The 17,602-nt window shown below is 72.5% G+C and carries 16 protein-coding genes; 8 read left to right on the top strand and 8 right to left on the bottom strand.

What is annotated here, in order from left to right:
• Window positions 1-15: 15 nt before the first annotated feature.
• The 3 genes from ABZ386_RS25470 (at window position 16) to ABZ386_RS25460 (ending at window position 1,582) form a co-directional block, all read left to right on the top strand.
• Window positions 16-264 (top strand): hypothetical protein, encoded by a 249-nt coding sequence (locus tag ABZ386_RS25470; protein ID WP_351338469.1) that lies wholly within the window; start codon window positions 16-18, stop codon window positions 262-264.
• 128 nt (window positions 265-392) lie between these two features.
• Complete coding sequence (locus ABZ386_RS25465) at window positions 393-902, top strand: DUF6624 domain-containing protein (RefSeq protein ID WP_356616546.1); 510 nt, start codon at window positions 393-395, stop codon at window positions 900-902.
• A gap of 32 nt (window positions 903-934) precedes the next feature.
• Window positions 935-1,582 (top strand): class I SAM-dependent methyltransferase, encoded by a 648-nt coding sequence (locus ABZ386_RS25460; RefSeq protein WP_358965946.1) that lies wholly within the window; start codon window positions 935-937, stop codon window positions 1,580-1,582.
• 10 nt (window positions 1,583-1,592) lie between these two features.
• Here ABZ386_RS25460 and murQ read toward each other — a convergent pair whose 3' ends face one another.
• A complete protein-coding gene (gene murQ / locus ABZ386_RS25455; protein ID WP_356669834.1) occupies window positions 1,593-2,531 on the bottom strand; it encodes an N-acetylmuramic acid 6-phosphate etherase in 939 nt (312 codons plus the stop codon).
• Between the two features lie 46 nt (window positions 2,532-2,577).
• The gene (locus ABZ386_RS25450; RefSeq protein ID WP_351338479.1) at window positions 2,578-3,513 is read right to left on the bottom strand and encodes a MurR/RpiR family transcriptional regulator; all 936 of its coding nucleotides are present in this window, start codon (window positions 3,511-3,513) and stop codon (window positions 2,578-2,580) included.
• A gap of 55 nt (window positions 3,514-3,568) precedes the next feature.
• Between ABZ386_RS25450 and ABZ386_RS25445 the strand changes: the two genes are divergently transcribed.
• Both ABZ386_RS25445 and ABZ386_RS25440 read left to right on the top strand, forming a co-directional pair.
• On the top strand, window positions 3,569-3,952 hold the full coding sequence (locus ABZ386_RS25445; RefSeq protein WP_351338482.1) for a hypothetical protein: 384 nt from the start codon (window positions 3,569-3,571) through the stop codon (window positions 3,950-3,952).
• A gap of 7 nt (window positions 3,953-3,959) precedes the next feature.
• Window positions 3,960-4,247: a DUF4031 domain-containing protein gene (locus ABZ386_RS25440; protein WP_351338485.1), complete on the top strand. Its 288-nt coding sequence runs from the start codon at window positions 3,960-3,962 to the stop codon at window positions 4,245-4,247.
• Here the strand turns inward: ABZ386_RS25440 and ABZ386_RS25435 are convergent.
• The 4 genes from ABZ386_RS25435 to ABZ386_RS25420 all read right to left on the bottom strand — a co-directional run bounded on the left by ABZ386_RS25435 (window position 4,217) and on the right by ABZ386_RS25420 (window position 11,544).
• Window positions 4,217-5,272: a GNAT family N-acetyltransferase gene (locus tag ABZ386_RS25435; protein WP_355720015.1), complete on the bottom strand. Its 1,056-nt coding sequence runs from the start codon at window positions 5,270-5,272 to the stop codon at window positions 4,217-4,219. The genes ABZ386_RS25440 and ABZ386_RS25435 overlap by 31 nt on opposite strands.
• A 51-nt stretch (window positions 5,273-5,323) precedes the next feature.
• Window positions 5,324-9,973 (bottom strand): caspase family protein, encoded by a 4,650-nt coding sequence (locus ABZ386_RS25430; RefSeq protein ID WP_358965944.1) that lies wholly within the window; start codon window positions 9,971-9,973, stop codon window positions 5,324-5,326.
• Between the two features lie 166 nt (window positions 9,974-10,139).
• Window positions 10,140-10,478: a hypothetical protein gene (locus tag ABZ386_RS25425; RefSeq protein WP_351338491.1), complete on the bottom strand. Its 339-nt coding sequence runs from the start codon at window positions 10,476-10,478 to the stop codon at window positions 10,140-10,142.
• Between the two features lie 406 nt (window positions 10,479-10,884).
• Complete coding sequence (locus ABZ386_RS25420) at window positions 10,885-11,544, bottom strand: hypothetical protein (RefSeq protein ID WP_358965942.1); 660 nt, start codon at window positions 11,542-11,544, stop codon at window positions 10,885-10,887.
• Window positions 11,545-11,591: 47 nt separating this feature from the next.
• Here ABZ386_RS25420 and ABZ386_RS25415 point away from each other — a divergent pair, with 47 nt between their 5' ends.
• Window positions 11,592-12,272, top strand: a complete 681-nt coding sequence (locus ABZ386_RS25415; protein ID WP_351338497.1) for a maleylpyruvate isomerase family mycothiol-dependent enzyme — start codon at window positions 11,592-11,594, stop codon at window positions 12,270-12,272.
• Between the two features lie 109 nt (window positions 12,273-12,381).
• Window positions 12,382-13,074, top strand: coding sequence for a copper homeostasis protein CutC (locus ABZ386_RS25410; RefSeq protein ID WP_358965940.1), 693 nt, complete (start codon window positions 12,382-12,384; stop codon window positions 13,072-13,074).
• Between the two features lie 159 nt (window positions 13,075-13,233).
• Here ABZ386_RS25410 and ABZ386_RS25405 read toward each other — a convergent pair whose 3' ends face one another.
• Window positions 13,234-15,276, bottom strand: a complete 2,043-nt coding sequence (locus tag ABZ386_RS25405) for a UvrD-helicase domain-containing protein (protein WP_358965938.1) — start codon at window positions 15,274-15,276, stop codon at window positions 13,234-13,236.
• 293 nt (window positions 15,277-15,569) lie between these two features.
• Here ABZ386_RS25405 and ABZ386_RS25400 point away from each other — a divergent pair, with 293 nt between their 5' ends.
• Window positions 15,570-15,767 carry a hypothetical protein gene (locus ABZ386_RS25400; RefSeq protein WP_358965936.1) on the top strand — a complete coding sequence of 66 codons (198 nt, stop codon included), beginning with the start codon at window positions 15,570-15,572 and terminating at the stop codon, window positions 15,765-15,767.
• 47 nt (window positions 15,768-15,814) lie between these two features.
• On the opposite strand, the gene ABZ386_RS25395 is transcribed toward ABZ386_RS25400, so the two are convergent.
• A complete protein-coding gene (locus tag ABZ386_RS25395) occupies window positions 15,815-17,458 on the bottom strand; it encodes a DNA repair helicase XPB (RefSeq protein WP_351338510.1) in 1,644 nt (547 codons plus the stop codon).
• Window positions 17,459-17,602: the final 144 nt, after the last annotated feature.

Below are 17,602 nucleotides of genomic sequence, written 5' to 3'. Positions count from 1 at the left end.
TGGAGGTAGGAAAAGGTGCGCTCGACCGAAGAGATCGTGGAGTCGCTGCGGGAGGCGCTCGCCGGAGTCGGGGTGGTGCTGCCGTCGCTGGGCGTCGACCCGGTGACCGGGGCGAGCGACGAGCCGTTCGCGCTGGTCGACCTGGGGCGCTGCAACGTACGCACGGCCGAGCATCTGACCGATGTGCTCCGCTCGCTGCCGGTGGGGGAGGCGCTGCGGGCGCGGGTACGGCAGCTGAACCGGGAGGGGCGCTGCATCTCGTGAGCTGCGCGGCGTAGATCCAGTATCCCAGCGGGAGGGGGCGCGTGTCACCGTACTCCGGAATGATCTTTGTGTGCCGTTTGCGGCTTTAGGGTTTTCGTCAACGCCCATAAGCAGAAGGGGAGTTCACGATGAACCAGGACCTCGCGGCCCTCGCCGAGGAGCTGACGGCCATGGCCGCCGCCGACCACCGCGCCGCGACGGCCGGGGCGGCGAACAGCGACGACCCGGCCGAGCAGCTGGCGTGGCGGCGGCTGACCGCGCGGCACGGTGACCGGCTGGCCGAGATCATGGACGAGCACGGCTGGCCCACGGCGGAGCGCGTCGGCGAGGACGCGGCCCGGGCCGCCTGGCTGATCGCCCAGCACGCCGACCGCCAGCTCGAGGTGCAGCGGCGCGCGCTGCGGCTGCTGGAGCAGGCCGTGGCGGCGAGTGCCGCCGCGGCCCGCGAGCTGGCCTTTCTGCGCGACCGCACGCTCGTCAACGAGGGGCGGGAGCAGATCTACGGCACGCAGATCGCCGGGATGCGGGAGGACGGCTCCCCGGTCCCCTGGCCCTGCGCCGAGCCCGAGCGCGTGGACGAGCTGCGCGCGGGAGTGGGGATCGAGCCGTTCGAGGAGTACGTGGCGCGGTGGTCCTAGGCTGGACGGCGTGGCGGACGACGGAAAGCTCGGTGAGGGCTGGCCAGCGGGCGCACTGGGAGCGGACGTACGGGGAGCCCCCCGGGATGTACGGGGCGCGACCGTCCGACGCCGCCGTGCATGCCGCCGGGGTGTTCCTGGACGCCGGGGCCACCGATGTGCTGGAGCTGGGCGCCGGGCACGGGCGCGACGCGCTGTTCTTCGCCCGGGAGGGCTTCGCCGTCCACGCCACCGACTTCAGCCCGGTGGCGATCGAGCAGCTGCGGGCCGCCGCCCGGGAGCAGGGCATCGCCCGGCGCGTCACGGGCGGGGTGCAGGACGTCCGGGAGTCGCTGCGCCTGCCGGACGCCTCCTTCGACGCCGTGTTCGCGCACATGCTGCTGTGCATGGCGCTGTCCACGGAGGAGACCCACCGGCTGGTGGGAGAGGTGCGGCGGGTGCTGCGGCCCGGCGGGGTGTTCGTCTACACCGTGCGCCACACCGGCGACGCCCACTTCGGTGCCGGGACCGGGCACGGCGACGACATCTGGGAGCACGGGGGATTCGCCGTGCACTTCTTCTCCCGGGAGCTCGTCGACGCCCTCGCCGAGGACTGGGTCCTGGACGACGTGCACGCGTTCGACGAGGGCGAGTTGCCGCGGCGGCTGTGGCGGGTCACGCAGAGTGTTCCGGTGACCTGACAGGCCCTGGCTAGCCGGTCGTCGCCGCCGCGAGGGCCGCGCGCAGATGGCCGTCGGACTGCTCCAGCAGGCGGGCCGCCGTCGGGCCGTCCACGGCGGCCAGGATGGTGAGGATCGCGTGCTTGACCTCGCCGTCCGTGGCGGACAGGGCCCGTTCGATCTCCTGGTCGTCGGCGCCGGTGGCGAGGGCGACGATGCGGTGGGAGCGGGCGCGGAGCTTGTCGTTCGAGGCGCGGACGTCGACCATCAGGTTCCCGTAGGTCTTGCCCAGCCGGATCATCGTGATCGTCGAGATCATGTTGAGGACGAGCTTCTGCGCCGTCCCGGCCTTCAGGCGGGTGGAGCCGGTGAGCAGTTCGGGCCCGACGACGATCTCGATGCCGTGGTCGGCGGCGGCCGCGAGCGGGCTGCCGGGGTTGCAGGCGAGGCCGATGGTGAGGCAGCGGCGGGCGCGGGCGTACTCGACGGCGCCGATGGCGTAGGGCGTGCGGCCGGAGGCGGAGATGCCGACCACCGTGTCGTCGGGGGTCAGGGTGAGGGGCTCCAGGTCGGCCCGGGCCAGCTCCCGGGAGTCCTCCGCGCCCTCGACCGAGGTGACCACGGCCTGCGGCCCGCCCGCGATCAGGCCGACCACCCTGGACGGGTCGGTGTTGAACGTGGGCGGGCACTCCGAGGCGTCCAGGACGCCGAGGCGGCCCGCCGTGCCCGCGCCCGCGTAGACCAGTCGGCCGCCCCGGGCCATCCGCTCCGCCACGGCGTCGATCGCGGCGGCGATCCGCGGCAGCCGCGCCGCGACCGCCCCGGCCACCGTCGCGTCCTCGCCGTTCATCAGCCGCGCGATGTCCAGGGTGGGCAGCCGGTCGATGTCCGCGAGCTCCGGCCGGAAGGCCTCGGTGGTCAGGGACTCCAACTCGGTTCTCAGATCACGGGGGTCGGAGGTGGAGGTCATGGACGGCTCTTTCCGTGTCTTTCCGGTGCTGGGCGGGGCGGCTGCCTCAGGAACGGTGCCGGTGGGCCAGCGCCTCGTACGACGCCGAGAGCGCCGGCGCCGCCGACTCGTACGTCCGCTGCGCCACCCCCACGAAGAGGCAGTCCACCACAAGGAGCTGTCCGGTCCGGGACGACATCGCCGCGGGGCGCAGTTCGCTCTCGCGGGCGGTGGAGGTGGTGAGGACGTGGTCGGCGTACTGGCTGACGGGTCCGTCCGGGCGGCCGGTGATCGCCACCGTCGTCGCCCCGCGCTCGAAGGCGACCCGCAGCGGCTCGATGACGTCGCCCGTCGACCCCGAGTGCGTGATGGCGATCGCGACATCGCCCGCCCGCAGCTGCACGGCGTTGGTGACGGCCAGGTGCGGATCGCTGTGGGCGTGCGCGATCAGCCCTATGCGCAGCAGCTTCTGCGTGAGGTCCTGGGCGACCAGCCCGGACGCCCCGACGCCGTACACGTCCGTGCGGCGGGCCGTGGCCAGGGCCGCGACGGCCGCGCCCAGTTGGGCCGTGTCGAGGCCGGCGGCCGTGTCGGCGAGGGTCTGCTGCTCGTCGTAGGCGAGCTTGGCGACCACGTCGGCGATCGGGTCGTCCACCGCGATGTCCGTCGTTATGGCGGGGGCCCGGCCGGACTGCTGCTGCGCGGCGAGGCCGGCGAGGGCCAGGCGCAGGTCCCGGTAACCCGGATAGCCGAGCAGGCGGGCGGTGCGTACGACGGTCGCCTCGCTGGTGCCGGTGAGTTCGGCGAGGCCGGTGACCGTGAGGGCCGCGCAGCCGGCCGGGTCGCCCGCGACGGCCTCGGCGACGCGCTGCATGGAGCGCGTCATCGACGGCGCCAGCGTGCGGACCTTGGCCGCGAGGGCGGCGGGGGCGGGCGGGGTGCCGGGCGAGCCGGCCGGGCCGCCGCGCTCACTGGCGAAAATTTCCTTCACTCTGCGGGTCACCAGTGAAAGATATTTTCGGCTCGGCGTTGTGGTCAAGAGTGCGCACAATGGGTGCATGGACCCCATCAGCCCCCTGGAGCAGGCCCTGCACGCCGCGCGCGCCCTCGTGCTGGCCGACCTCGTCGCGGGACGCGTCGCCGAGGCGGACGTCGTCTCGCTGGTCGAGGAGTCCGTGACGCAGCGGCGGTGGTGGGTCGAGCAGTGGCCGGAGGGCGCGCCGTACGTGGCCGGGCTGGTCGCGCAGGACGTCCAGGACGCCCTGCTGGAGCGGTACGGCCGCTGGCCGCTGTGCCCGGTGTGCGGCGCGGGCGAGCCGCACGCGCTGGACGTGGAGCCCGAGTTGGGGCCCGACCCGCACTGGGTGTGCAGCGAGGCCGGGGTGAAGGTGGCGGCGGTGGGATCGCTGGGCGAGGCGCTCGGCGGGGCCGCGTCCTCGTGAGGCCCCGGTGACGATCTACATCGACCCGCCGACCTGGCCCGGTCACGGCCGCATGTGGTCCCACCTGGTCAGCGACGTCTCCTACGACGAACTCCACGCCTTCGCCGCCCGCCTGGGCGTGCCCCGCCGCGCCTTCGAACGCGACCACTACGACATCCCCGCCCAGCGGTACGCGGACGTGGTGGCGGCCGGGGCGGTGGAGGTCAGCAGCCGCGAGGTGGTGCGGCTGCTGCACGCGGCCGGGCTGCGGAGGCCGAAGGGGCGTTACCGGGCGCCGGACGCGCCCAGTTCGTAGGTCAGGTGCTCGGGGTCCTCGGCGACCTGGCTGAAACCGGCCCGCGCGAGCACCCTCTGCGAGGGCGTATTGCCCCGCTCGACGTTCGCGACGACGGTGCGCACCTCGTCCCTGCCCAGCGCCCAGGACGACAGCGCCCGCAGCGCCTCGGTGGCGTAGCCGTGACCGCGGGCCCCCTCGACCAGGTCGTACCCGACCTCGACCCGCCCCGCCCCGTCCGGGACGCCGTGGAAGCCCATCGCCCCGAGCGCGCGGTCGTCCTCCCGCCGGACCAGCACGAACATGCCCCACTCCGGCCGGTGGACGCCGTCCTCGTACTGCTTGTACACCAGCCCGGCACCCACCCGGGTGCCCTCGACCGGGCCGCCCTCCAGCCATGTGAAGCCGCCGTCGCCGACCGTGGACAGGTCGGTGGCCGCCGCTGGGGTGACGCCCTCGAGGGTGAGCCGGTCGGTCTCGATCACCAGGTTGTTGCTCCAGCGCCACGCGGTGACGGGGGCGCGCCCGGGCAGCTCGCCGCGGCCGGTGGCCCACAGCAGGGTCTGCCACGGCGTGGGCCCCGGCTGGACGTGCGGGAAGATCCGGGTGAGCACGAACTCGCACAGCGCCGGGTCGGGTTCGTACGTGGTGCCGAGCCCCTCGGCGATGTCGTGGGTGTGCAGCAGCGTCTCGGCCACGCCCATCGCGGCGAAGCCCTCGCGGTTCGCGCTGCGGAACGGGTACGGGTGGAAGGCGCGGACCTCGCGCGGGGTGGTCCGGAGCGTGGCGGCGAACAGCGCGCCCATCGCGCGGATCACGCGCAGCGCGCCCGCGTTGTCGGTGCCCTCCTCCAGGGAGACCTCGAACGGGGAGTACGCCTCGGGCTCCCGCCCCGCGAGCTGCCCCGCGTACGCGACCAGATCCTCGGCGATGTGCACGGCCGCCTCCCGGCAGCTCCACTCCAGCCGCCCGGCCCGGGCCCCTTCCCAGTCCCGCTCGGTGACCGTCCCCAGCAGCCCGACACACTCGCCGACGGCCTGCTCCACCTGTTCCGCGCCCGTTGTCCACATGGTGGGCAGGTTACGGGCGGTGCCGGATCAGGGCGACGGGTTTTCGGGGGCCGGGAACCAGTCCTCGACCTCGTGGCGCATACCGAGTTCGGTGGCCTTGAGAGCGGTGTCGCGGAGCGTCTTGCCGGCCGACATCGCTACGACGGCCAGGGTTACGAGGGTGAGCGGGGGGTCTTCGGGGTGGGTGGGGGAGGGGGAGTGGGCTTCGGTGGTCAGGGACTGGAGGAGGTCTTTTTCGAGTTCGCGTTCTCTGAGCCAGGATTCGGACGGGGGGACGAGGTCGTAGCCGAAACCGGCGAGGGCGGGGACGGCTTGGTCCCCCACCGCCTGCACGGCGGCGGGGGACACCGGGCCGAAGGTCGAGGGATCGTAGAAAGGCCCGAAGGCGAGCAGCGTGTACTCGAGGTCGGGGACACGGTGGATGGCCTCAGCGCTGACGGAGCACCGGTAGCCCCACGCCGCGTAGTGGGAGATCGCCTCGCTCAGGGACATCCCGGCCCGCTGCGCGCTGCGTGAGACCTCGCGCACCAGCAGTGGACGGTCCTTGGACAGACTGGTGGTGTGGTTGACGAGAGCGGTCTGCGTCCGCGAGGGGAGCGCGCTCTCGTCGTCGGGCACAGGTGCCGCCGTGAAGCCGAGTTCTTCCAGCCTGGCCGCGATGGCCTGTACGGGCCTGTGGAGGTGGCGGGCCACAGCCGTCATGTACAGCAGCGACACCTCCTCATCCACCCAGGCCCGCTGCGACTTGTACATGAGGAGCGACCGGTCGTCCTCCGTCAGGGCCGGGCTGTCCGCGGCATCCGTCGGCACCTGGAAGCCCAGGTCGGTCAGGAGCTCCATGACGCTGAGCACGGTCCGGTCCGTCTCGTGCGCCACCGAGACCAGTTGGGCACGGGAGAAGTGCTGTGCCTGTTCCGGGGACGGCGGTGTGGCACAGGAGGACCACAAGCAGTCGAGTACGGCTGTCTCCTCGTCCGTCCAGTGCTCCCGGACCGGATGGTCCGCCGGTACCGTGAAGCCCAGTTCCCGCAGGCGCTTCGCGGCCTGGCCGGTCGAACAGGCGCCGTGCCACGCGCTCACACAGACCTGTGCCGTGGAGAGTGCCGAGCCGGGAACCAGCCAGGACGACGAGTCGCCCATCCGCCGCAGCAGTGGAAGATCACCGCAGTGGGCGGCGGCGCAGCCCGACAGAGGCTCGACCTGGAATCCCAGAGCACTGAGCCGGTCGGCCACCTCCACGGGCCTCAGCTCGGACTTCGCGCTCAGGTCGAAGATCTCGGCGGAGCTGACCGGCTGGGCGGGGTCACGCCAGTCGAAGAGGAGCCAGAAGACCTTCACCGCGTGGTCCCATGTCCCCCGCCGCACCCAGTCGCGGTAGGACAGGTCCCAGCGCAGGTGGCGGGACCGGGAGAGCAGCAACAGGTCCGACGGCCGGGCACACAACTCGTCGGACGGGTCGGACCCCGGCAGATGCACCGGGCCGCCGAGCCCCATGCGGTAGAACGTGCGGAGCCGCCAACGCAGCACGGGCGACGGGATATTGCAGAAGAAGCGGGCGGCCCGGGATCGTTCGGTGCCCGAGGAACTGCCGATCACCAGAGGCAGGATCTCGACATCCGGGAGGAAGTAGCCGACCTGGTCGAAGGGCAGCGAGACATCGCCGATCTGCCATTCCAGACCGGCACGCCGTGCGTGCTCCGCCACGACGTCGCCGAACCACGGGGCGGAATGGCTGACTTCCGTCAACCAGCCGACCGTCGGCAGAGCGAGGCCAGGACGCGTCAGACTCGGCGCGGCAGCGAGCATGACGGACCGCACGTGATGGCCGTCGTAGGACCGCACCTGCTTGCGGTCCACGGTGAGCACCGGTGCGTGCTCACCGTGCAGATTCACGATGACGCCGTGCGGCAGCTGGGGATAGGCCTGCTCCGGCTCCGTCACCAGACCGTCCGCCAGGGCGATGCCCCGACGGTCGGTCCACCAGAGATCCGGCGAACTCGACGGGATGCAGACGTGGTTCTGGAGCTCGACACCCACCTGGCGCCTCGACGCCTCGATGGACAACGCCACCCGCGACAACTCCCCCGGCACCCACTCATGCCCCCGAGACCCGTGCACCGCCGACGTCCGATAAGGCGCCACCCACAGCAACCGCTGCAGCGCGTCCACGCAGGACACGTGTTTGCCCTGGCGGGAGAGGAGCAGGCGGACCGTCGTGCCCGGCTCCGTGCCCTCGCCCAGGTCCTCCACCCGGAACAGGTTCCCCGGGCCCGCGATCGTCACCTGGAGGAGGCGGCCGGGGCGGCCTGTGCGGTCCATGCGGCAGGTGCGGACGACGATCTCGTCGGCGAGCATGAAGTAGCTGAGGACGCCGATGCCGAACCGGGAGTTGGGGTACAGGCGGAGCTTCGGCTCCGGGAGTTCGCTCCAGGCGACCTGTTCCTCGATGTACTCGGGCAGGTCCACGAAGCGCGTGCCGCCCTGGGAGAAGACGCTGCCGAGTTCGGTGATGCCCATGCCGATGCCGTTGTCGCGGCACTCCAGGTAGGGGCGGCCGTCGGAGCCGACCCCCTGGACGAACGCGATCCGGCCCTCCCAGGGAGCCGTCGGACGGCCCGTGCGCTGGAGGTACTGCGTGCGGCAGTCCCGGTAGCGCAGGGCGTCCAGCGCGTTCTGGTACAGCTCGCGGACGGCCAGCTCGCGGTCGCCGTAGAGCTGTTCGCCCATGAGGAGTTCCTGGACGCGGTCCTCGGCGAGCTGGAAGCGGATCCCGTCGGAGAGCTGGTCGGGCGTGTTGCCGTCGAGGCGTACCCGGCTGCCGTCGGCGTACGGCGGCAGCGCGCCGAGCGGCGCCAGCGCCGGATTGTCGCGGCGGTTGATCTCGCGGAGGAGCGTGTCGACGCGGCCGGCGTGCTCCCGCAGGGCGATCTGGACGGCCGGGTGGGTGCACACCGCGTTCAGGGAGCGGCCGACACCGGAGTGGCGCCAGTCGGAGCGGCGCACGGTGGCCAGGAGTTCGCCGAGGTCGACACTGTCGTAGATGCCGATGTGCTCCACGACGATCTCGGGCAGGTCGACGGGGTCCACGGCCATGGCGTAGGCCGCCTTGAGCAGGGCGGAGACCAGGGGCGTGCGCAGCTCGTGCTCGTCGCCCGTGGTGGCGGCGATGACGTCGTGGTCCTCGTGGGGCGCGGCACCGACGGGGTGGGTGGCGGTGCGGCGTACCGAGAAGGGGGCCGTGCGGTGGTCCTTCAGCAGCCGCATCAGACGGTCCGCGGCGAGCGCGTCGGCCACCCACGGCGGCTGCTCGGAGCCGCTCGTCACCTCGCCGAGGAGGGACTTGAGCGCCTCCGCCGCGTACAGCTCCGGCTGCTGGATCAGCCAGCGGTGGAACAGCCACCAGCGGATCCGCTCCACGGAACCGCGCGCCGCCGTCTTGTCGTGCAGGGTGAGCAGCCGCCGCTTCAGCCGCGGGAAGCCCTGCCCGAACTTGCGGAAGCGGCTGTGGTCGGGCCCGCCGGCGCACAGGTCCGCGCCGAGGACGCCGACGCGCTGCGCGGCCTCCTGGGCCCAGAAGGCCTGCTCGACCAGGGGCAGCAGCACCGCCAGTGCCGCCTCGGAGGCGGACAGCTGGACGCCGTCGGCGAGCAGGCGGGTGAGGAAGCCCAGTCTGACGTGCGTGCGCTGGGCCAGTTCCGCGTCGTGCCACGGGTCGTCGCGCAGGGCGTGCGCCGCGCCCTCGTACGCCGTGGCCAGGCGGGCCGCCAGGGCCGCGCAGGTCTCCTGGAGCAGGTTGCGGGCGGGGCCGTCGGGGGTGCGCTGCCAGATGGGGTGCCGTTCCGTGGAGCGGATCCACGGGTGGGCCTCGGTGCGGCGGTCGGGGCCGGGCAGCAGCGGGAAGTCCTCGCCGCCCGGGGCGGCGGCGGTCTCCGTGACGACGGTGACCTGCTGCACGGGGCGGGTCTTGCCGTAGGCGCGGTGCAGTTCCTCGACGCGGGTCTGGATCCGTGCCGCGAACTCGTGCAGGCGCAGGGCGTGCGGGTCCGCCGCGATCGTGTCCGCGAGGGCGCGGGAGAACAGGCTGAACGACTCGCCCGGTTGCGTGCCCGGGTCGCACCCCGGCCGGACCGTCTCCTTCTCGCCGACGAACAGGGCCAGTTGGGGTGCCGTGCAGGCGTACACGTAGGCCACCTTGCGCCGCAGCGCGTTGGCGACCTTGCGCCGGGCCCAGGGCTGCACGCCGGGCGGGGCCGCCATGGTGTCGCGGTCGACGCCCTCGCGGCAGGCGTCGACGAGGAAGACGACATGGCTCGCCGGGGAGTCCTCCAGCTCGCGTTCCCAGCCGATCTCGATACAGCTGTCGGCGAAGACGCCGACGTCGAAGGTGGCGTCCTCCGGGATCAGGAAGTCCTTGCCCTCGAAGTGCTGGCCGTGCCCGCTGAGCAGCACCAGCAGGGTGTCGCCCGGGCCGGCGTCGCGCAGGAAGCCGCGGATGCGGCCGTTGACGGTGTTCGGCGTGATGCCGCGCTTGCTCTCGACGATGTCCGCGGACTGGAACCCGCGCTCGACCAGCGCGTCCCGGATCCGCTGCAGGTCGTCGCGGACGAACGGCAGGTCCTGGATCCGCGGGTCGTCGTACTCGCTCGCCCCGATGAGCAGGGCCTTGTGCTGGGGCATGCGCGGCGGGTCAGACGGGGCGGACCGGCTGGGCTCCCGCGGCCGTCGTCGCCGTCCTGCTCCGGTACGCCGCGCTGCCGCTCATGCCGTCCCCCTGACCCTCGGCCGTTCGTCCGACAACTTTAGTTCACGGGGCGGCGGTTGCGTCCCGTGATGAACGCTGTTCTCAGGGCCGTCTGAAGACGAGGGTCAGGCCGCGGGTGCCCTGCATCTGGCCGGTGCCGACGAGTTGGATGCCGCCGCTCGCGGTGACCTGGAAGGACAGCTGGGCCTCGGCGAGGGGTAGGGTGCCGCCCCGGGCCGCGGCGTCCTCGAACAGCTGCTGGAGGGCGTCGATGGTCTCCGTGAGGTTCTTGCGCAGCGGGCCGAGCGGGACGGACCGCAGGGCCGGTTCACCGCCCCCGCCGCCGAACAGGCCCATCGAGTCGTCGTCGCCCTCCTCGGTGACGGTGACCCAGAACGGCAGGCTCGTCTCGATGACCTCGGGCTCGCTGGTGTCGCCCATCCGTGCTCCCCTCCCTGTGGTGCGGTGGGGCCAACCTTAGAGCGTGTCCGGCGGGTCACGGGCGACCAACCGGACACGCCCCAGCCCGGCACGGTTCAGGGCGCCAGACAGGCCGTGCCTGGAACCTCGGCGGGGACTCCGAGGTTGGCCGGGTCCACGAGACCCGTGACTTCTTGAACAGCACAGTCGACGGTGGCTACGGGGTCCGGCACGGCAAAGGCCGGCGTGGCAAGAAGGCCGAGGAGCGCGACGACTCCGAGTGCGGTTACTGCGATACGAGGCATGAACTTCCTTCGGAACGACGACAGTTGTCCGCAGCCTGCCCGCATCTGCGTGCCCGGGATCGCTTCGTCCCTCGAATGAGTGTGGTGAATCGATCCTCTACTCCGGGCTCGCCGGACAGTCCCTAGGGCCCGGAGGGCGGGTCCTGGAGCAGTTCCAGTTCCGAGCGCAGGTTGTAGCGGGCCGTCGCCTCCCACTTGGCCGCTCCGTGCGGCGTCCTGAACAGCCTCGGCAGGCCGAGGAGTTGGCGCAGGACCGCGGCCCGCCCGGCGCGGAAGGCGTCGTTCGGGACGAAGTGGTACTCCTCGCGGACGGCGGCGGTGTAGGCGGCGTACCGCGACGGCGGCGAGGCCAGGATCGCCAGGTCGGCGTCGCACAGCACCTGGCCGTCGGGGTCGTCGTCGGCGGGGTCGTGGCCGACGGTGAGGCGGACCAGGCGGGCCACCTCGGCGGTCTTCGCGGCCGGGACGCCGGCTTCCGCGAGGGCGCGTTCGGCGAGGCGGGCGGAACGCTCCTCGTTCTCGGAGCGGTCGGGCAGGTAGACCGCGTCGTGGAACCAGGCGGCCAGGCGGATCACGTCCGGGTCCCGCGCGTGCTCCTCCAGCACGTCGACGTGGTCCAGGACCGCCGCGAGGTGGGCGACCGTGTGGTACTGCCGCTGCGGCTCCTGCCAGCGGGTGAGCAGGTTGTCGGCGTACGGCGCCGGGTCCGGGCCGCCGGCCGGTCCCCGGGCCGCTTCCAGGGCACGGGCGAAGCGAGCGCGCAGGATGTCGAGATCGGCCATGGGGTCATTCTCCCGCCGGCCGCCGCATCCCACCTAGCGTGGGGTGTATGACGACTCCTGCTGATGTGCACGACGTACGGGACCCCGAGCAGCCCGGGAGGCTGCTCACGATCGAGCGTGACGCGCTGATCCCGCTGCTGCGGGGCCGGTCCGACGACGACTTCGCGCTGCCGGTCGCCGCGTGTCCGGGCTGGACGGTGCGGTCGGTGCTGGCGCACTGTTCGGCCGCGCTCACGCGCGTGGTGGAGAACCGGTTCGAGGAGGGCGTGTTCTCGCCCGAGTCGAACGACCGGGACATCGCCGAACGGGACGGCTGGAGCAACGCGCGGGTCGTCGACGAGCTGGAGCGCGGGATGACCGAGGCCGGGGCGGTGATCGCCCGGGCCGGCGGGAAGCTGGACGGGCTCGCCCTGGGGGAGTGGGTGCACGCCGGGGACGTGCGCGAGGCCTTCGGGGAGCCGGGGGCGTACGGCGGGGCCGGGCTGCCGGACGCGCTCGACCTGCTCGCCCGGATCACCCGCGAGCGGGGGCGCGTGCCGCTGCACGCCGACCTCGACGACCGGGACGAGCCGCTGCGGCTGGGGGAGAGCGGCGGGGAGCGGCCCCCGGGGCGCTTCATCGGGGACGGGCCGACGCTGATCCGGCTGTGCACGGGGCGGCCGGTCGACGGGGCGCCCGCGTTCGAGCTGGCCGGGGTGGAGGCCCGGGAGCTGAACCTCTTCGGGTGAGGGGCCGGGCCCCGGGCCGGGTGCTTGGGCGTCGGCGGGAGTGGGCAGCGTAGTCTTGATTGGACTAGACCTGTCACGAACGCCGACGCCGTGCCGACGAAGGGGCCCCATGAGCAAGCGTGCAGTCCTGGAGGTGATCGCCCTCGGCGTCGAGGACGCGGTCGCCGCGCAGGCGGGAGGCGCGGATCGCCTCGAAGTGGTCACCGACATGGCGGCCGACGGGCTCACCCCGCCGGCCGCCACCGTGGCCGGGATCCGCCGTGCCGTGGACATCTCGCTGCGGGTGATGATCCGGCTGGCCGACGGTTTCCAGGCCGGGGACGTGGACCGGCTGGTGCGGGTGGCGGGGGAGTTGCGGGAGGCCGGGGCGGAGGAGTTCGTGCTCGGGTTCCTCGACGCGGGGGGTGGGGTGGATCTGGCGGCTGTGGAGCGGGTTGTGGGGGTGCTGGACGGGTGCCCCTGGACTTTCCACCGGGCGATCGACCGGGCCGCGGACCGGGATGCGCTGCGGAAGCAGCTGGATGGGATGCCGGGGTTGGACACGTATCTGACGGCGGGGGCTGTGGGCGGGGTCGATGACGGGCTGCCTGTGCTGCTCGCGGAGGCGGGGCGGGCGGGGGAGCCGGGGTATGAGCAGCAGTTGCTGGTGGGGGGCGGGTTGCGGCTCGATCATGTGCCGGTGCTGTTGAAGGCCGGGGTCGACGGGTTTCACATCGGTGGGGCGGCTCGTCCGGGGGGTTGGGACGAGCCGGTGTCGGTGGAGGCGGTCGCGGAGTGGCGGGCTGCGGTGGACGGTTCTTGATCGGTGTTCGGCGTTGTCGCTGGGGGCGGGTGGGTGCGCAGCTCGGCGCGACGAGGTGCCTCCCCCAAGCTCTCGGCTTCGCTCGAGCAGGGGGGACCCCCATCGCCCACCCGTGCCGCCCCTAGCGGCACGCATGCCCGCAGCTAAGCGAGCTGCGAGCTAAGCGCTGAGTTGGGGCGGCAGCGGTGCCGCGTGCGTCACCGTCAGCCCCGATACCGCCCTCGTCAGCGCCACGTACAGGCGCCGCAACCCCGTTCGTTCGTCCGGTTCGCCGTCGACCACCGCCTGGGGCTCGTCCAGGACCACGTAGTCGTACTCCAGGCCCTTCGCCAGGGACGCCGGGACCAGGGTCAGGCGGGTGTCCCGGGTGGTCTCCTCGCCGGGGCCGAGGTACGGGATCCCGGCGGCGGTCAGGGCCTCGGCCAGCTCGGGTACGCGCGCGTCCGCCGCGATCAGGCCCGTCGAGCCCTCGTGGCGCAGCGACTCGCGGCAGGCGGTGACCACGTCGGCGGTCCCGGAGACCTCGCGGACCTCGAAGTGGCCCGGGTTCTCCCGGATCGACACCACCGGCGTGAGGCCCGGAGCGATGTGCGGCAGGAGGCGTGAGGCGTAGGTGATGACGTCCGTGGGGACGCGGAAACCCGCCGTCAGCTCCTCGATCACGGCGTCCTGCTTGCCCAGGTGGGCCAGCGCCTCCTGCCAACTGCGGGTCGCCCACGGCGTCGTGCCCTGCGCCAGGTCGCCGAGGACCGTCGCGCTGCCGGTGGTGCAGCGGCGGCCGACCGCCCGGTACTGCATGGGGGAGAGGTCCTGCGCCTCGTCGAGGACCACGTGCCCGAGGGAGTGGGTGCGCTGGATCAGATCGGTGGCCTCGTCGATCAGTACGGCGTCGGCGGCCGACCACTTCGCCGACTTCACGCTGCGCGCCGGCTTCGCCCAGAGGATCGCCTTCTGCTCGTCCTCGTCGAGGATCCCCTTCGCGTGCTCGGCGAGGAAGTCCGCGTCCGACAGCAGGCGCAGCACCAGCTTCGCCGGGTCGACGGCCGGCCAGACCGCCTTGACCGCCGCCTTCACCGCGCTGTTGCGGGCCACCGCGTCCTGCACCCGGTCGTCCGGCGCCTCGCCCGAGCGCTCCATCTGCACCAGCACCGCGTGTGCGATGCGCTGCGGCAGGGCCTCGCGGGCGGCGCCGTAGCGGATGTCGCGGTCGAGCAACTCGCGGACGATGTCCTGGAGTTCGTACGCCGGGACGCGCCAGCGGCGGGAGCCGCGCACGACGACGACCGGCTCGGCGGGCATCGTGACGTGGGAGTAGAGGGCCCCGCGCAGCACCCGCGCCATGCGGGCGTCGCCCTTGACGACGGCGGCCGTCGCCTCGTCCGTTCCCTTGATCTCGACGTGCGCCACCAGGTCCTCGACCGTGGCCTGCCGGACGGTCAACTCGCCGAGCGCGGGCAGCACTTGCTCGATGTAGTGCAGGAAGGACCGGTTCGGGCCGATGACGAGCGTGCCGGTGCGGGCGAGGCGCTCGCGGTGGGCGTAGAGGAGGTAGGCGACGCGGTGCAGGCCGACGGCGGTCTTCCCGGTGCCCGGGCCGCCCTGTACGCACACCGTGCCGGAGAGACCGGACCGGACGATCTCGTCCTGCTCGGGCTGGATCGTCGCGACGATGTCCCGCATGGGGCCGACGCGGGGGCGCTCGATCTCCTGCTGGAGCAGCTTGCTGGTCTGCGCGGCCTCCGCGGGGTCGGAGAGGTGCTCGTCCTCGTACGCCGTCAGGTCGCCGCCCGTGTAGCCGAAGCGGCGGCGCAGCGTGATGTCCATCGGGTCCTTCTTGGAGGCCCGGTAGAACGGCTGCGAGACCGGCGCGCGCCAGTCGATGACCATGGGGTCGCCGTCGGCGTCGTGCACATGCCGCCGCCCGATGTAGAAGCGCTCCCCCTCGGCCCCCTCGGCTTCTTCGGCGCCGGGGGCGTGCAGGTAGTCGAGCCGGCCGAAGAACAGCGGGGTGTCGCTGAGGTCGGCCAGGGCCTTGATGCGCTCGTCGATCTGGTGGGCGAGGACTTCGGCGTTGACCCAGTTCGCGGTGACGTCGCTGATGTCGAGGGCCTCGACGTCCTCGCGCATCGCCCGCAGGGCGGAGCGGGACGCGGCGAGGTGGGAGCGCTCACGGGACAGGGGGTCGTCGACGGGCGTGGACACGGGGGTGCCTCCGGAGGGACCTGCTGAGGAGCCGGCGGTGGGATGCCGGCCGGTTTCCGTCCGGTCGGCGGCACTCCGTGGAGGGAGGCGGGCAAGAGCGGAGATCTTAGAGGAACCGGGGCGGCGACCGCGAACGGTTTTTCCCAGCTCCTTGAACGCCTTTTCTCATCCCCTAGGGGACGAGGACCTCATCCCGGAGGGGCAGGGGTCGGCCCGCAGGCGTACGAACGCGGTACGGAGAGTGGGCCCACAGGCCGACGCGGGCTTTACGTGCCAAAACGCACTATGGAGACATGAGCGCAGCAAGCATCTCCCCCGCCCCGGCACCGGGCCGCCCGCCCGGCGCCACCGCCGTGTCCGGGAGCCACCGCCACCCCCATCGCCTCGGCGATGCCCTGCGCGCCGTCAAGGTCTTCGCGGGCGCCGCCTTCGACGTGATCATCCTCGGCCAGTACGAGGAGGAAGTGGGCGTGGTCCGGCGCCACCGGTGATCGGCGCCGGCGGTGACCGGGGCCGACGGTGACCGGACCCGCCGCGATCAGCTCTCCGTCAGCAGCTCGTCCGCGTCCATGATCCGGTACGCATACCCCTGCTCCGCCAGGAAGCGCTGCCGGTGCGCGGCGAAGTCCTGGTCGATGGTGTCCCGGGCGACGACGGAGTAGAAGTGCGCCTGGTGGCCGTCCGACTTGGGCCGCAGCACCCGGCCGAGGCGCTGGGCCTCCTCCTGCCGCGAGCCGAAGGTGCCCGAGACCTGGATCGCGACCGTCGCCTCCGGCAGGTCGATCGAGAAGTTCGCGACCTTGGACACCACGAGCACGCTGATCTCGCCCTCGCGGAAGGCGTCGAAGAGCTTCTCCCGCTGCGCGTTCGACGTCTCGCCCTTGATCACGGGCGCCCCGAGGTGCTCGCCCAGTTCGTCGAGCTGGTCGATGTACTGGCCGATCACCAGGATCTGCTGCCCGGCGAAGCGGCGGACGATCGCCTCCGTGACCTTCCGCTTGGTGTCCGTCGTCGCGCAGAAGCGGTACTTCTCCTCCGCCTCGGCCGTGGCGTACGCGAGCCGCTCGGAGTCGGTGAGGTTGACCCGGACCTCGACGCAGTCGGCGGGCGCGATGTACCCCTGCGCCTCGATCTCCTTCCAGGGCGCGTCGAACCGCTTGGGCCCGATCAGGGAGAACACGTCCGACTCCCGGCCGTCCTCACGGACCAGGGTCGCGGTCAGGCCGAGGCGCCGGCGCGCCTGGAGGTCCGCGGTGAACTTGAAGACCGGCGCGGGCAGCAGGTGCACCTCGTCGTAGACGATCAGCCCCCAGTCGCGCGAGTCGAACAGCTCCAGGTGCGGATAGACACCCTTCCGCCTGGTGGTCAGCACCTGGTACGTGGCGATCGTGACGGGCCGGATCTCCTTGCGCGTCCCGCTGTACTCGCCGATCTCGTCCTCGGTGAGCGAGGTCCGCCGCACCAGCTCGTGCTTCCACTGCCGGGCGGAGACCGTGTTCGTGACGAGGATCAGCGTCGTGGACTTGGCCTGCGCCATCGCCCCGGCGCCCACCAGCGTCTTCCCGGCGCCGCAGGGCAGGACGACGACGCCCGAACCGCCGTGCCAGAAGTTCTCCACCGCCTGCTTCTGGTACGGCCGGAGCGCCCAGCCGTCCTCGGCCAGCTCGATCGGGTGCGCCTCGCCGTCGACGTACCCGGCGAGGTCCTCGGCCGGCCAGCCCAGCTTCAGCAGGGTCTGCTTGATCTGCCCGCGCTCGGAGGGGTGCACGGCGACCGTGTCCGGGTCGATGCGGGCGCCGACCAGGGGCGCGATCCGCTTCGACTTCAGGACCTCCTCCAGCACCGGACGGTCCGTCGTCGTCAGGACCAGGCCGTGCGCCGGGTGCTTGGAGAGGGTGAGACGGCCGTAGCGGTCCATCGTCTCGGCGATGTCGACGAGCAGCGCGTGCGGCACCGGGTAGCGGCTGTACTGCACCAGCGCGTCCACGACCTGCTCGGCGTCATGGCCCGCCGCGCGCGCGTTCCACAGGCCCAGCGGGGTCACCCGGTAGGTGTGGATGTGCTCCGGCGCCCGCTCCAGCTCCGCGAACGGGGCGATGGCCCGACGGCAGTCGTCGGCCTGCTCGTGGTCGACTTCCAGGAGCAGGGTCTTGTCGGACTGGACGATCAGCGGACCATTCACGCGCGGCACCCTTTCTGCGGCCGGACTGCTCGGACGGCTCGGCCAAACGTCCAGTGTGCCTGATCGACGGCCCCCGGTGGTGTGATCTGCGCAGCCGGTCGTACTTAATGCCTTTTCATTCCAACGTGTGGTGTGAATTCAGGT

It is taken from the genome of Streptomyces sp. NPDC006140, assembly GCF_040628815.1.
Classification (GTDB): Bacteria; Actinomycetota; Actinomycetes; order Streptomycetales; family Streptomycetaceae; genus Streptomyces.
The sequence above is the reverse complement of the archived record's forward strand: the minus strand, read 5'-3'. Positions and strand labels throughout refer to the sequence as shown.